The organism is Glaciecola sp. 1036, from assembly GCF_050306235.1.
Classification (GTDB): domain Bacteria; phylum Pseudomonadota; class Gammaproteobacteria; order Enterobacterales; family Alteromonadaceae; genus Glaciecola.
The window spans coordinates 134,835-149,060 of sequence record NZ_JBLWFH010000002.1 but is presented as its reverse complement, the minus strand read 5'-3'; the positions used below and the strand labels follow the sequence as shown (position 1 = coordinate 149,060).

Here is a 14,226-nt window from a genome sequence, read left to right as displayed (position 1 = left end):
TAATTTTGATTAAAATTGCGACTGTAAAGATAAGCTCAAAAAGGTTGATTTTGAATCTTGGTCTCTATCACCTAATGTATTGGCAACATTCCAAGCGAGGCTTTTATCAGACGGGCGAATCAACGCAATACCGACACTGTAAAAAGTGCTCTTAGCGCCCGCTAACTTTTGTCGGAATCCGACTTTAAACTCTGGAATATAAGCATTTTCTAGAAGGTTTGACTCATTTAGGTGACGCCAATCATAGTGGTCACCTATGGGTAAATTTGAAGGATTTTCTGCAAGTAATTTGTTGAGTGTTGCATCAATGGGAGAAACTATTTTTGCTTCAACCCTAGCAGGGCTAGCAACGTAAACTTCTGTAGTAGAGGTTTCTTCTTGCTCAATAAGAGACTTTTCAACCGAATTAGTCGATGTAAACAGGTTAGCAATATTGAGATGCTCTTGGGCAAAACAGCTTACTGAAAATACACTAAGTACTGCACAAATCATTAGTTTCATTTTTTGGCCCCAACAAGACTTAACATCAACTTGGGACTGAATATAACCAGAACTATTGCGAACTAAAATATACTAGCTAACAATTGGTATACGAACTTATACCTCTTTTGGACTGAGTCTTTTTAACATACAAAATCATTGCTAACTAAAACTATTAAATACTACCTATAATCAATCAGTTAACCATTTATACATCACATAAGCGTCAACAAATCCAAGTCGCGGATGGTCAAAGGCCTTGGGCAAAATTCCAACAATATCAAACCCCAGTTTTTTCCAAAGCCTAACGGCTCCTTCGTTGGATGAAGCAACATAGTTGAACTGCATAGCCTTGTAACCTAGTTCCTGAGCAATCTGTTGCGAATGTTGGCAAAATGCAGTGGCGAGCCCTTTTCCTCTTGCCAGCTCAGACACCATATAACCGCAATTACAAACATGGCTGCCTGGACCTAAAAAGTTTGTTTTTAAATAGTAGGTGCCTAGCACGAACCCATTTTCTTCTGCAAGAAAAGTCATCCGTGGGGTATCCATCCAAAAAGACTTACCTTGTTCTTTATCGGTGTCCCTAGGATAACCATAGGTTTCTCCTGCCCTCACAATCTTTTCATATATCGGCCAAATTTGCTCCCAATCATCGTCTGTAGCTTGGCGTATTTGCATTTTTGATGTGACCTTACTTAATCGTTTAAAAACCAATACTTAGGTTTGATTTTCAAAAGTGGTTAATTAGAAATCTATCAGGTAGACTCAACTTATTGATCATGAAAGAAGTTTACTATGTTACAAAAATTTATTTACCTTGTTTTTTTTCAAAGTTTGTTAATTGTCAGTTTTATCGTTAAAGCTGCCGATACGGAAACCGTTAATTTAACCGCTTATGAGTTTATACAAGCCTATTCTACTAAAGATAACGTTGCCATGCGTGAACTATTTAACATGCAAACATTTACACGGCGGGTAGCGGACAGTGCAGGATTTAATAAAGGTTTAAGAAAACAATATCTAAACCTGTTTAATGATGAAGCGCAAAGCGTAAAATTAGTTGGCAACATGTTTGTCGCGGTAGACCCTACAACCTTTGTAGATATCGCTCATGTGAGAAACACTGACTACCAAAATAAGTCAAATTTACCAGTGATCCGCACCTTGTATAACGATGATTCCATGGAATACTATCTCATTGATGTAAGTGATAAAGGTAAAATTAACGATATTTTTATGCTATCTAGAGGGGCTTGGCTATCTGTAACAGTGGGCAGAAGTACTGCAATTATGTTAGGTCAAACTGAAGGCCTCTTTGACAAAATAGTACAAAAACTCACATTGGATAAATCGCCTGTTGAGTATTATCAACCGGTAATTGATGCGTTTGCTAAACGAGACTTTGAAGCAGCGTACAATGCAATTCAATCGTTACCTGAAAGTTTACGCAATTTACAGCCAATGCTTGAACTTTCCGTATTTACTTCTATGAATTTGAATAATGAGTTATACATGCAAGCATTAACTGATTTATATAAAGCCCACGGCGATAAACCAGAGCTTGCTTTTTTATTCATGGACTATCACTTTTTAAATAACGATCTCCCCGCTGTTGTTGAGTCTCTAGATGCATCAATGAAGGTAACGGGTATTGATGCTGAACTATCTAGTCTCAAAGGTAATATGTTTATTATGCAAGAAAAGTTTGAAGAGGCTGAAAAGAGTTTTAACGAAGGGATTGAAGCAGAACCAGATTATATCGAAACATATTGGGGTCTAGTTACTGTCTACAATAGTACCAAGCGTTACGCAGAGCTTGCTGAATTACTTTTGTTTTTAAATGATAAGTTTGATACCCAAATAAGCGGGGAAACTTTAATAGAAAATGAGTTCTATCAGGATTTTGTCCAATCTCCAGCATTTATAAACAATTTTTTATAAATATATTTGCGGATTGGGTTTTTGTGCAATCCGCATCATCACTTTTGTTAGTATTCAGGTGAAGAATACTGTAACTGTTTCCACCACTCATCCGAGGCAGAAATGCAACCATTTTCGTCTACCTTAGGGAATGGCAAATTGCGACGAACACATTCTTTATAAAGAACAGGAAAACCGCCTTTGAATAAGATCTCCTGCGCTTCGTCGTCTGGTAAGTTACAATTACCATACATTCCTTTCGCGGAACGCTGACGTTGAGCTTCATACAACACTGTAGCCGCAGCTACCGATACGTTTAACGACTGCACCATGCCTACCATGGGAATTATTATAGATTGATCCGCCTGCTCCACAGCTTCGTCAGTAGCACCATCTTTTTCTTGTCCCATGATGATGGCCGTTGGCTTGGTGTAGTCGACTTCTCGAAAATCTACAGCAGTGTCATCCAAATGGGTAACTAACACTTGCATACCCTGTTGTTTTAAATGACTGACTGCTTTGGTGGTGGATTTATGATGTTGATTATGAATCCAAATTTGACTTCCAAGGGCGGTTCCTTTACGCAAAGATGGATGCTGTTCCCAAACAGAGTGAATTTTATGTACACCCACAGCATCAGCAGTGCGCACAATGGCGGAAATATTATGCGGCTTGTGAACTTCTTCAAGTAAAACCGTTAAGTCAACTTGGCGTTGAGATAACACCTCTTGAATCCGAGCATATCGCTCAGGAGTCATACACTGTTGCAATACTTACTCCGGCAAAACCAGCACTGCATCAATTTCAATCTGAGCACCTTTAGGTAATGCACTCACTTGAACCGCAGCTCTTGCTGGATAAGGCATATCAAAGTATTGCGCCATAATTTCATTTACGGTGGCAAATTGTCCTAAATCGGTAAGGAAGATATTGACCTTGACTAAATTTGCCATGGTACCGCCAGCTGCAGTCACAACCGCTTTGATATTTTCAAAAACCTGCTTAGCTTGTTCAGAAAAGTCCTCTGACACCATTTCCATAGTGGCTGGTACCAACGGAATCTGGCCAGATAAATACACAGTGCTACCCGCTTTTACCGCTTGACTGTATGTACCTATAGCCGCTGGTGCTTGGTTAGTTTGAATGACGGACTTCGACATTGGCACTCCTATTTGGTTGTTCTTGTTGCTTGTACTGACTATGCCGCGAAATATTCTGCAAGTCAGGAAGTTTGCGGATTCTACGCATTATCTCAGCAAGATGCACCCGATTTTTAGTAGTAAGTTCAACGTCAATAAAATAATTATAGTCTTCTTTGTCATCGGTTTTTAGATGAATAATGCTGGAATCACAACTTGCAATTGCAGCAGTTAAGGCAGCTAGGGTACCTTGCCTATTCAGCAGTTCAATCCGCAGACTTGCTTTGAAATCACCTTGAGCTTCATCGTCCCATTGCATAGGAAGCACTCTATTGGGTTCTTCTCGACTCAATTTCCGAATGTTGGTGCAACCAGTTTGATGAATTACAACACCGCGGCCAGGGCTCAATATAGCAACAACATTATCGCCTGGAATGGGGTGACAACACTTGGAAAAATGGACACTCATACCTTCTGTGCCTTTGATAGCAACATTGCCTTTTTTGGTAGGAATTTCTGTAGACTCACCTACCAATCTTCGAGCAATGATGGCTGACAATTCGTTACCCATGCCGATACTCGCGAGCAAATCGTCAAACGTTGGGTACTTGGTTTCTTTAACCAATCGCGCAATTTCTTGCTCTGGAATTTCATCTAATTTTATCGTGCCTAATGCATGCCTAAGTAGACGGTTACCCATTGAAATAGCATCCCTTAGATGCTGACGTTTTAAATAATGCCGGATATTCGAACGTGCTCTAGCACTCACCACAAAGTTTAACCAATTAGCATTTGGTTTAGCTCTCGGGGAGGTGATAATTTCGACACTTTGGCCATTTTCCAGCGGTTTGGTCAATGAGTAGTTTCTATGATCTACTCTGGCACCAACACAGGTGTTACCCACATCAGAATGCACTGCATAAGCAAAATCAACCGCGGTTGAACCCACAGGTAGTTCTACAATTTTGCCCTTGGGTGTAAACACATAGATTTCATCAGGGAAGAGGTCTGACTTAACATTTTCAATAAATTCAACCGAGGTACTAGCGCGTTGTTGCAATTCTACCAGTGATTGCATCCATTGGTTTGCTCTAAGTTGAGCTGTGGTACTTTTATCGTCCGTATTTTTATATAGCCAGTGTGCTGCAACACCTTTATCCGCCATTTGATCCATTTCTTCGGTACGAATTTGCACTTCGACAGGGATACCGTGTGGGCCTTTTAAAGAGGTGTGCAATGACTGATAGCCATTGGTACGAGGAATCGCAATATAATCTTTAAACCGGTTTTCAATGGGTTTATACAATCCATGAATGGCACCCAAAACACGATAACAACTGTCGATTGAAGTAACTATGATACGGAATCCATAAATATCCATAACCTCGGTAAACGAAAGCTCTTTATTTTTCATTTTCCGATAAATGGAATATAGATGTTTTTCACGACCCACGACACGTCCTTGGATGCCTAGTTCAGCAATTTTGGTCGCCAATTCTAATCGGGTTTTTTCGATGACTTCTTTGCGGTTGCCACGAGCTTGTCCCACAGCACTTTTGAGTGCTCTGGAACGCATTGGATGCATGGCTTGAAAACCTAAGTTTTCCAATTCATTTTTTATATCATGAATACCAAGCCGATGAGCCAAGGGTGAATAAATTTCGAGAGTTTCCATGGCGATACGGCGACGCTTTTCAGGTCTTAACGCGCCTAGAGTGCGCATATTGTGTGTACGATCCGCCAGCTTGATTAATATTACCCTGATGTCTTGTACCATGGCCATTAGCATTTTGCGAAAATTTTCGGCTTGTGCTTCTTGTTTTGACCTAAACTTTAATTTATCAAGTTTACTAACGCCTTCAACCAGTTCGGCAACTGTATCTCCGAAGGCTAAACTTAAGTCATCGCGACTGTATTCTGTGTCTTCGATAACATCGTGTAAAAGTGCCGCCATCAGGGTTTCATAATCCATGCGCATGTCGGCCAAAATGCCAGCAACTGCCACGGGATGGGTGATGTAAGGGTCACCGCTGGAGCGTGTTTGACCTTCATGAGCATCTTGGGCAAGCACAAAAGCCGCCTGCACGTTTTCAACTTGCTCTCTCGTCAAATATTCAGAAATTTTAGCCTTTAGGCCTTCAAACAGATACACGCTATATTCTTTACACTTTTCCCATAGGAGTAGAATACGTTTATTTTCTCAACTTGCAAACGCAAAAACGCCGATTTTCATCGGCGTTTGTAATAAAAAGTGTTCAGTTTGTTTTTTATTTAAAAAATAACTGTTTAGCTATTCGCTAATATGCTGGCAACAGAGGCAAATTCAGCTGCTTCTTGCTCTCTTTGATCTTGCAATTCTGTCGCTTCAACAGTTTCAGCAGTCACTAAGCCTTCTTCGATTTCACGAAGTGCAGTTACGGTCGGTTTGTCATTGCCCATTTCAACTAAAGGATCTTTACCTTCAGTTGCGATTTGACGAGCACGACGTGCCGCAACAAGTACTAAATCAAATCTATTACCGATTTTATCTACCGCGTCTTCAACTGTTACACGTGCCATTATTGCTCCGGATTTTGCGATGGTTTTAAAAAATGGTCGCGAAGTATACTGTATTTTATTACCACTGACCAGACATAATCGTTACCCAAACGTCCAAATTTCTACATAAAACAGGCAGAAACTCCCCTTATTAACGCAAATAACCTACAAAGAGTTCAAAATAGATTAAAAACTTGTGTATTTAGCGCTGGTAACTTTGCGCTGTAAATCAAATTCAATGGTACATTGATGAATGTACAAGTTAAGCGCGCTGTAAGAAATTAATTCTCTGGCATGAGGTTCAATAGCAGTTGACCACTGGGCCGTTGCCAGTTGTTCTTCCACTATTACTTTTGGCATACCTTCAACAAAATTACTGCACAGGAAATATACTTCTTTACGCGCTTCGTTATAAATGAAGCCGTAAATGACCAAGAGTAAACCAACAAAAACTGCGAGATATAAGTGCTTTACGTTTACACTCATTTGGTTAGCCCATCAAACAGCTCAGAATACCGCATTGATTGTTTTGTTGCGCTTAGACTAGCGGTTTTCACAATGCTGGCCAACTGCGCCAAGGCGACATCAAAATTGTCATTAAAAATCACATAGTCAAATTCGTCAGCATGAGACATTTCACTTTTCGCTTGTGCCATTCTATTTTGGATAATTTCTTGAGAGTCCTTTCCTCTGCCCACTAAGCGTTTTTCTAATTCTTCAATTGATGGAGGTAAAATAAAGATACTGGTGACGGCATCAGTTATTGCCTTGATTTGTCTTGCACCTTGCCAATCAATGTCCAAAAACACGTCTATTCCTTGGTCCAATTTATCGCTAATGGCTGATTTCGAAGTACCATAATAATTGCTAAACACCTTGGCATACTCAAAAAATGCGTCCTGACCTATCATGGATTCAAAATCTTGTACTGATACAAAATGATAGTGTTTACCCTCTTCCTCCCCAGCTCTGGGAGCTCGGGTTGTATGAGAAACAGACAGTTGCGCAGGATTTAGTAATCCTAGGTCCTCTGTTGATTCCAAAAGTGCGTTGATTAGACTAGACTTACCAGCACCTGAAGGTGCCGCTATAATAAAAAGATTACCAAGAGGTTGAACCATAAATTCGTATTCTGGATAGTGGTTATAGATAAAGATTTTTTTATGTTAGCACATATGGTCGCGTTAGTGATCTTTGGTTAGCTTGAATTACAAGGGGAAATGAATGAAAGATGCAGAATATGACCAACTGATAGAAGATATTTTTTTAGCGCTCGAGGATTCGCTAGACGAGCAAGAAGTGGTTTTTGACTATGACAGTAATGGTGATATTTTTACTATAATTCATCCTGATAACTCTAAAATCGTATTAAATAAACAACCGCCTTTACAACAATTATGGGTAGCAACCAAATTCAATGGTCACCACTTTAACTATGAAGACGGCGTTTGGATTGATGAAAGAACAGGCGTTGAGTTCTATTCTTTTTTAGATGAAGCTGTAAGTAAACAAGCAAATACACCAATTAAATTAAACTTGAAGTAAGGAAGTGGTATGTCAGATGCGTTATTAGATGCTGTCGTTATTGAACCCGCAAATGTACACAAAGCTACCATAATTTGGCTACACGGGTTGGGTGATAGTGGCAATGGCTTTGCGCCCATTGCACCTGAATTACAGCTGCCTGAAGAACTCGGGATTAAATTTGTGTTCCCTAATGCCCCCATTCGACCTGTTACCATCAATAATGGCATGCAAATGCGCGCTTGGTATGACATAAAATCCATGGACATGGAATCAAGAGCTGATGAAGAGGGCGTCAGGGAATCTGCTGATCAAGTACAGAAACTGATCGAAAACGAAATCGCGAATGGTATTCCATCCACAAACATCCTTTTAGTGGGTTTTTCCCAAGGCGGTGTTATTGCGTATCACTTGGGCACTAGGTTTTCACAGCCTCTTGCGGGCATTGTCGGGTTATCGACCTATATGTGTAAACCAGAACTCCTAACCTTTGAAAAGCATAGTGCCAACGATAATACGCCTATTTTGTGTTGTCATGGTCAACAAGATGAGGTTGTTCCCTTGTTTTTAGGGCGAACGGCCTACCAAACTATTGTGAATAATGGTTATAAGGTCATTTGGAAAGAGTACATCATGCAACATAACGTTTGCATGCCTGAAATTAAAGACATCAGCAAATTTATTGTAGAGCAATTGAGCTAACGCAAATCTAATTGGATCTTTTCGGTTAACCTCTTTTGCGAAATTAGGTAACATCTAGCCCACAATAACGGCAGTACAAGAGGTTAATTTGTCTACTTCACGCACCATCAAGATTGCGACCAGAAAAAGTGCCTTGGCAATGTGGCAAGCTAAATATGTTCAACAACAGTTGAATCATTACTACCCAGACATACACGTTAGCTTAGTGCCAATGTCAACCCAAGGGGACAAAATCCTCGACACGCCTTTAGCAAAAATTGGCGGCAAAGGTTTATTTATCAAAGAATTAGAGATAGCCATGCAAGAAGGAAGAGCTGACCTTGCGGTGCATTCATTAAAAGATGTTCCTGTTCAGTTTCCTGACGGTTTTGGTTTACATGCCATTTGTCCACGAGAAAATCCTTACGACGCCTTCGTTTCTAATACCTATGATAATTTAGACGCTTTGCCAGATGGCAGTGTAGTGGGAACATCAAGTTTACGTCGCCAGGCACAACTAAGAGCAATTCGCCCTGACTTAATGATTAAAGATCTACGAGGTAACGTTAATACTCGTTTAGCTAAGCTAGATGCTGGAGAGTACGATGCCATCATTCTCGCTTCAGCGGGTCTAATTCGACTAGAAATGAAAGATAGAATAAAGCACCCATTAGCGCCAGAAGTGAGTCTACCCGCAGTGGGACAAGGTGCCGTTGGTATTGAATGTCGTAATGACGATCAGGAACTTATTCAAATATTAAGCGCTCTAAATGATCAAGAAACCCAATGGCGAGTGCGTGCTGAACGCGCAATGAATGCACATCTGCAAGGCGGATGTCAGGTTCCTATTGGTAGCTTTGCTGAGTTGTCAGGAGAGATGATACGTTTAAGAGGTTTGGTTGCTAGTCCAGATGGCAAAACAATTTTAAAAGCAGAGGCCGAAGGTTCAATTGAAGATCCTGAAAGCATAGGTATTGCAGTAGCCAAATCCCTGCTCGATCAGGGTGCTGGTGAAATTTTATCGGCGTTGCAAGAATAGCTTTGCATGTTTTTAATTACCCGACCGAAAGAGAAAGCAAAAACATCTGCTGATGCATTTATTGCCGCTGGATTGGTTTGCACTTGTTGTCCCGCAATGGATATTGAGTTTGTTTCGGGGGTTAAATTATCACAGAATTTTTTTGATATTGGCATTATCACTAGTACTTATGCTGCGGATTGGTTAAATCAACATACAGACGTTAGGTTTGGCACTATAATTTGTATAGGTGAAGCAACCCTAGAGACACTGAATGAGGAAGTAAAAAGTCGCACCGACATCCTACTTCCTAAACAGCATAATTCGGAATCTGTTTTGGATCTTTCTATTTTTAAGGACGTAGAAAGTAAGTCAGTACTTATTCTCAAGGGTGAAAAAGGGCGCGACCTGTTAGCCAGATCGCTTAGTGATAAACAAGCTAAGGTAAGTGTCGCTGAAGTATATAAAAGAGTGCCTTTTATTGACCAAAATACTGTGAGACAAGTTGAGGAAAAACCAATTAGGTGTATTATTGTGACAAGTAATGACATCGCTGAACAAATACTTGATAACTTTACATTTAGTTGGTTAACCCAGCGGCATTGGATAGCAGCAAGTAAGCGAATTGCCGACTATTTAAAAACACAGAACATTGTTAACGTTAGTGTAAGCAAAGGCGCTAGTGATGACGTTATGATTAGCGCAGCAAAAACATGGCAAGAGCGTGATTTAAACCTAAATGAGGGGCAAATAGCCTCCGAATGATTTTTTGGGAGACAAAATGTCAAATTCAACACCACCAGAAAACAAGGATCTGTCTACTAAGAGACGCCGTTCTGACGAAAAGGACGATCTTCAAGTAGAAGAAGCCGTGGTGATTGAAGAAAAAGCGTCTGAGACTGCGCCTGAAAAACCCTCATCAACCCCATCATCAAAGCCTTCATCTTCTAACAAAGTACTTTGGTTGTTCACTGTTATTAATTTTTTATTGATTGCTGGGGTAGTTGGAGCCGGTTATTGGTACTGGATGCAGCAACAAAACAAAGTGACCGGTGAAGAAACCGCGATTACTGAAATTCGTTCTCAGTTATCTGCAGTTGAACGAAAAAGCAATGCCCAAGACGAAGATTTACAAAGTGCGCAAAACGCGTTTTCTAATTCGTTAGAAAACCTTGTAGCAGAGCTTCAAAATAATGCGCAAACTACCAAAGCATTACAGCAACATTTAGCCGAAATTTCTGGTCGACGCCCTTCCGACTGGTTACTTGCAGAAGCAGATTATCTAGTGAATATGGCAGGTAGAAAGCTGTACTTGGAACACGATATAAGAACCGCTAAAACCTTGCTTCAAGAAGCCGATGCAAGACTCGAAGATTTAAATGATCCAACGCTTTATCCTGTTCGCACCTTAATCGCTTCAGATCTGGCCGCATTGAACCAAATTAATACGGTTTCTGTTACGTCTATTGCACTGGCAGTCAATGGTCTTGTGCCTCAGGTGCAGTCCCTTCCTATGCGTACGTTTAGATTGCCTGAAAGCAGTCAAGAAGAAGATACACAGCTATCGAGCGATGTGAGTGACTGGCAAGAAAATTTAAAGCGCACTTGGCGTAGCATTGTAGGTGATTTCATCAGCATTAAACATGTTGATGCTCCAATAGAACCTTATTTGGCTGAACGACAACAGTGGTTAATACAGCAACAACTAAAATATGCATTATCTCGCGCACAAAGCGCGGCATTGTCTGAACAAGTCACCTTGTTTCAGCAGAATATTCAAGAAGCCATGGCTATAGTGACAGAGCATTATGAATTAGATAATCCCGCGACTACGCAGTACTTAGGCGCACTTGAACAATTATTAAATACGGATTTCAGTCGCGAATATCCTGAAAATCTTCAATCCCAGAAAGGATTAAAAGAGCTGTTACAAATTCGCATGGAAGACCAATTTAACAATGGAAATAACAGTCTATGATTAAGATTATTGTACTCATATTAATCTTATTCTTGGCGTTAGCTCTAGGTCATAATCTCATTGGCTATGAAGGACGGGTTGTCATTGCCACTGAAAGCACAGTGATAGAAATGACGTTAATAAGCTCTATCATTATCGGGGGTTTGTTAATTGTTGGGGTATGGGTTGCAAAATGGCTGTTTGTGCGTATTGTTCGCATGATTTCAGGCTCTAAAAACTGGTTTGGTGCTTACAGCAAAAAACAACAAGAAAGAGCTTTCTTTACCGCACTTAATGCTTATTTAATAGGTGATACAGATACCGCACGCAAATCCATTGGAAAGACCTTTGGCGGTGATTTCCAAGGCGCTAATTATTTATTAGCCGCCGATATCAATAACAGCAATCAAGAGATTGATACTCTGCTTACTCACGCCAGCACTGAAAAAGCATCAGCCTTCGCAGCGGCAGTAAAACAAGCCCAAAAGCATTTGCATAACGCGCCTAAAAAATCTCTAGAAGCCCTTGAAGAGCTAGATAAAAAACAACAAACGCACAGTATAGTATTGAATTTAAAACTAAGAGCTTTAGGTGCTTTACATCGTTGGCGCGATGTTAAAGACCTCATCAGTGAAAATAAGAAGTACTTAGGTAATGATTATATTGAGTGGGCACACAAGGCTACTCAAGGAGAGTTTGCTGAAATTGCGAGCAAAGAAGGCGCCAATGCCCTAAAAGAAAAATGGCATAGCTTATCTCGTGCAGCCCGCAAAGACATAGCAAATCAAATTTGCTACGTACAATTACTGATTGACCAAGGGTTGTCGTCGGAAGCTGAGATTAGTTTAGTAGAATTCGCTGAGAAGCAGCATCACGCTGCATTTTGGGGATTATTTAAACAACTTAATCATAGTGAACCAACTGTTGCCAAACGCTTCATTGAAAAGTGTATAAAACAATCACCGGATAACGCTCAGTATTATTCAGTACTAGCCCATCTTGCCTTTAATGCAAAGGATTACGAACTGGCATTAAAAGCGGTTAACAAGTCCTTAGAACTTGAATATAACAGGGAAAATGCGCTCTTGTTAGCGGCTATATTGGAACAACAGCAATCTTTTGATAAAGCGAATGCTCTGTACAAAAATTTATTGCAATCATAAACTGACAACCTTTACCGTCGTTACTTTCTAAGGTTCTTACCTTTTGAAAGTTGCAAAGGATTTGCTATGAAATTTAATCCGCGTTTTTTCACTTTTGTGCTTTTCGCAGTTCAATCAGCGGTACTTTATTACTTATATGTATCTAATGAAGCAGAAGTATGGCCGGCAACCATCCCTTGGTTATTTGTACCACTTGTTGTCTTTAGTATCAGCTTTCCGCTGTTGTGGGTTTTTGTAAGTACACAGGGACTGCAAGTTAAAGCGCTACTTGTATCTTTTGCTACCAGTGCCCTTTTAGCCATTATTGGCGTCTATACGGGATTACAACAGATGCCGGTAGATATTCTTTCTAATGATTACGTCACTCAGGTTCTTGGCGTAACTAGCTTCATTGCCTGTTTTAAACTTATTATGTACGCGCAACTTAAGCTAGATAACCAACCCATTACCTTTAATAATCTGTACAATGTTTCTTGGCAAAATGCGGTGATGTTTGCCCAAAGCGCTGTCTTTACGGGTGTTTTATTTCTCATTCTGAACCTGAATGCGGCCTTATTTGAACAAGTTGAAATAGGTTTCTTTTCAGATCTTTTAGACCAGGCTTATTTCAATATACCTGTGGTTTGTCTTACTTATGGATTATCCCTGCTGTATTTTAAATCACACACAAATCTCACTAAAGCACTTGCTAAAATCCTACAAATTATTATTCAATTCTTGCTGCCTTTATTAGCCATCATCGCCATCGGTTTTGCGATAACTTTGCTATTTACTGGGACTGGCCGCTTGTGGGAGGAAGGTCCAGGAAGTCATTTACTGCTCTGGCTACAAGCCATCACATTGTTCTTTGTAAATGCTATTTACGCCAATAAAGAACAAGATCCTCCTTATAATTTGTGGGTACACAGGCTAATTTTGGTAGGCATTGCTGTGCTCCCTGTTTATTCACTGTTAGCCATGTATGGTCTGATAGTCCGCATCGACCAATATGGTCTAACCCCATCTAGACTTTGGGGCTTGCTAGTCAATCTTTTTGCTTCAGCATTTACTTTAAGTTACCTAGTTTGTATTTTACTGAAGCGTGATGGCTGGGTAAGCTACAAAAATAAAGTTAATGTTTACATGGGAATGGCAGTATTTTTAGTCTGCATTTTAGTCAACACTCCTTTCTTAAATTTCCAAGCACTGTCGGCACAATCTCAAATTGATCGCGCTTATTGGAGTGATAAAGGTATTGACTCACTGGACATCAGTTACTTTGAATGGCACTTAGGCGCTGCCGGTTATCACGCTTTATTTAAACTAAAAGAGCAACTAGATTCAGAACATCAGCCTTTAATTTCGAGCATAGAACGTGCATATCTATCAAGACGAAACGATGAACAAGTAGACGTTCAACAGGCGAAAACAGAATTTCAAAATAGAATTGTTTATTGGCCCGACAGAGAAGAATTTCCACAAACCTTAGTAGATAAAATTACTGAGTCACATTTAATCAAGTGGAACGGTCTTGTTAATGTAACAATTCGAGAGACCGATTATTTTTTGCTCGCCTATGATCTAACCAATGACGGCGAACATGAATACATTTTGCTTACGGAAAGCAACCATTTCCGTAGAGCCTATCTGTGGTTTTGGGTTGCACAAGAGGAAAAATGGAGCACCCGATACCTTGACGTAAATGATGCCAACACAGAGTCTAAGGTTAGGTTGTTAGAGCTCATTGAATCTAATCAAGTGCAAAAACAAACACCTGAGTTTGATGACTTGGTAATCGGTGACATAACCATTAAATTAAACTGA

The 14,226-nt window shown here is 40.1% G+C and carries 16 protein-coding genes; 8 read left to right on the top strand and 8 right to left on the bottom strand.

The features are described 5' to 3' along the window. Positions 1–9: 9 nt before the first annotated feature. The gene (locus ACNKW3_RS03295) at positions 10–501 is read right to left on the bottom strand and encodes a hypothetical protein (RefSeq protein ID WP_427397840.1); all 492 of its coding nucleotides are present in this window, start codon (positions 499–501) and stop codon (positions 10–12) included. 171 nt (positions 502–672) lie between these two features. Next, entirely contained in the window at positions 673–1,161 is a 489-nt protein-coding gene (locus ACNKW3_RS03290) for an N-acetyltransferase family protein (protein WP_427397839.1), read from the bottom strand. 117 nt (positions 1,162–1,278) lie between these two features. On the opposite strand from ACNKW3_RS03290, the gene ACNKW3_RS03285 reads away from it, so the two are divergent. Continuing rightward, on the top strand, positions 1,279–2,424 hold the full coding sequence (locus ACNKW3_RS03285) for a tetratricopeptide repeat protein (RefSeq protein ID WP_427397838.1): 1,146 nt from the start codon (positions 1,279–1,281) through the stop codon (positions 2,422–2,424). A 47-nt stretch (positions 2,425–2,471) separates the two neighbouring features. Here ACNKW3_RS03285 and trmH read toward each other — a convergent pair whose 3' ends face one another. The 6 genes from trmH to gmk all read right to left on the bottom strand — a co-directional run bounded on the left by trmH (position 2,472) and on the right by gmk (position 7,201). Beyond that, complete coding sequence (trmH, locus tag ACNKW3_RS03280; RefSeq protein WP_427398178.1) at positions 2,472–3,161, bottom strand: tRNA (guanosine(18)-2'-O)-methyltransferase TrmH; 690 nt, start codon at positions 3,159–3,161, stop codon at positions 2,472–2,474. Positions 3,162–3,176: 15 nt separating this feature from the next. Continuing rightward, the gene (locus ACNKW3_RS03275) at positions 3,177–3,563 is read right to left on the bottom strand and encodes a RidA family protein (RefSeq protein ID WP_427397837.1); all 387 of its coding nucleotides are present in this window, start codon (positions 3,561–3,563) and stop codon (positions 3,177–3,179) included. Next, a complete protein-coding gene (spoT, locus tag ACNKW3_RS03270; protein WP_427397836.1) occupies positions 3,538–5,694 on the bottom strand; it encodes a bifunctional GTP diphosphokinase/guanosine-3',5'-bis pyrophosphate 3'-pyrophosphohydrolase in 2,157 nt (718 codons plus the stop codon). The genes ACNKW3_RS03275 and spoT overlap by 26 nt, the downstream gene beginning before the upstream one ends. A gap of 134 nt (positions 5,695–5,828) precedes the next feature. Then, the gene (rpoZ, locus tag ACNKW3_RS03265) at positions 5,829–6,101 is read right to left on the bottom strand and encodes a DNA-directed RNA polymerase subunit omega (RefSeq protein WP_427397835.1); all 273 of its coding nucleotides are present in this window, start codon (positions 6,099–6,101) and stop codon (positions 5,829–5,831) included. A gap of 165 nt (positions 6,102–6,266) precedes the next feature. Then, entirely contained in the window at positions 6,267–6,566 is a 300-nt protein-coding gene (locus ACNKW3_RS03260; protein ID WP_427397834.1) for a hypothetical protein, read from the bottom strand. Continuing rightward, a complete protein-coding gene (gene gmk / locus ACNKW3_RS03255) occupies positions 6,563–7,201 on the bottom strand; it encodes a guanylate kinase (RefSeq protein WP_427397833.1) in 639 nt (212 codons plus the stop codon). The genes ACNKW3_RS03260 and gmk overlap by 4 nt, the downstream gene beginning before the upstream one ends. Before the next feature lie 103 nt (positions 7,202–7,304). Between gmk and cyaY the strand changes: the two genes are divergently transcribed. From cyaY to ACNKW3_RS03220, 7 genes are all read left to right on the top strand, one after another. After that, the gene (cyaY, locus tag ACNKW3_RS03250) at positions 7,305–7,625 is read left to right on the top strand and encodes an iron donor protein CyaY (protein WP_427397832.1); all 321 of its coding nucleotides are present in this window, start codon (positions 7,305–7,307) and stop codon (positions 7,623–7,625) included. 9 nt (positions 7,626–7,634) lie between these two features. Beyond that, positions 7,635–8,306 (top strand): alpha/beta hydrolase, encoded by a 672-nt coding sequence (locus ACNKW3_RS03245; protein ID WP_427397831.1) that lies wholly within the window; start codon positions 7,635–7,637, stop codon positions 8,304–8,306. A gap of 88 nt (positions 8,307–8,394) precedes the next feature. Further along, entirely contained in the window at positions 8,395–9,324 is a 930-nt protein-coding gene (hemC, locus tag ACNKW3_RS03240; RefSeq protein WP_427397830.1) for a hydroxymethylbilane synthase, read from the top strand. 6 nt (positions 9,325–9,330) lie between these two features. After that, positions 9,331–10,068, top strand: coding sequence for a uroporphyrinogen-III synthase (locus tag ACNKW3_RS03235; protein WP_427397829.1), 738 nt, complete (start codon positions 9,331–9,333; stop codon positions 10,066–10,068). A gap of 16 nt (positions 10,069–10,084) precedes the next feature. Beyond that, positions 10,085–11,281, top strand: coding sequence for a uroporphyrinogen-III C-methyltransferase (locus ACNKW3_RS03230; protein ID WP_427397828.1), 1,197 nt, complete (start codon positions 10,085–10,087; stop codon positions 11,279–11,281). Continuing rightward, positions 11,278–12,423, top strand: a complete 1,146-nt coding sequence (locus ACNKW3_RS03225) for a heme biosynthesis HemY N-terminal domain-containing protein (protein WP_427397827.1) — start codon at positions 11,278–11,280, stop codon at positions 12,421–12,423. Before ACNKW3_RS03230 ends, ACNKW3_RS03225 begins: the two co-directional genes overlap by 4 nt. A 66-nt stretch (positions 12,424–12,489) precedes the next feature. Then, a complete protein-coding gene (locus tag ACNKW3_RS03220) occupies positions 12,490–14,226 on the top strand; it encodes a DUF4153 domain-containing protein (RefSeq protein ID WP_427397826.1) in 1,737 nt (578 codons plus the stop codon).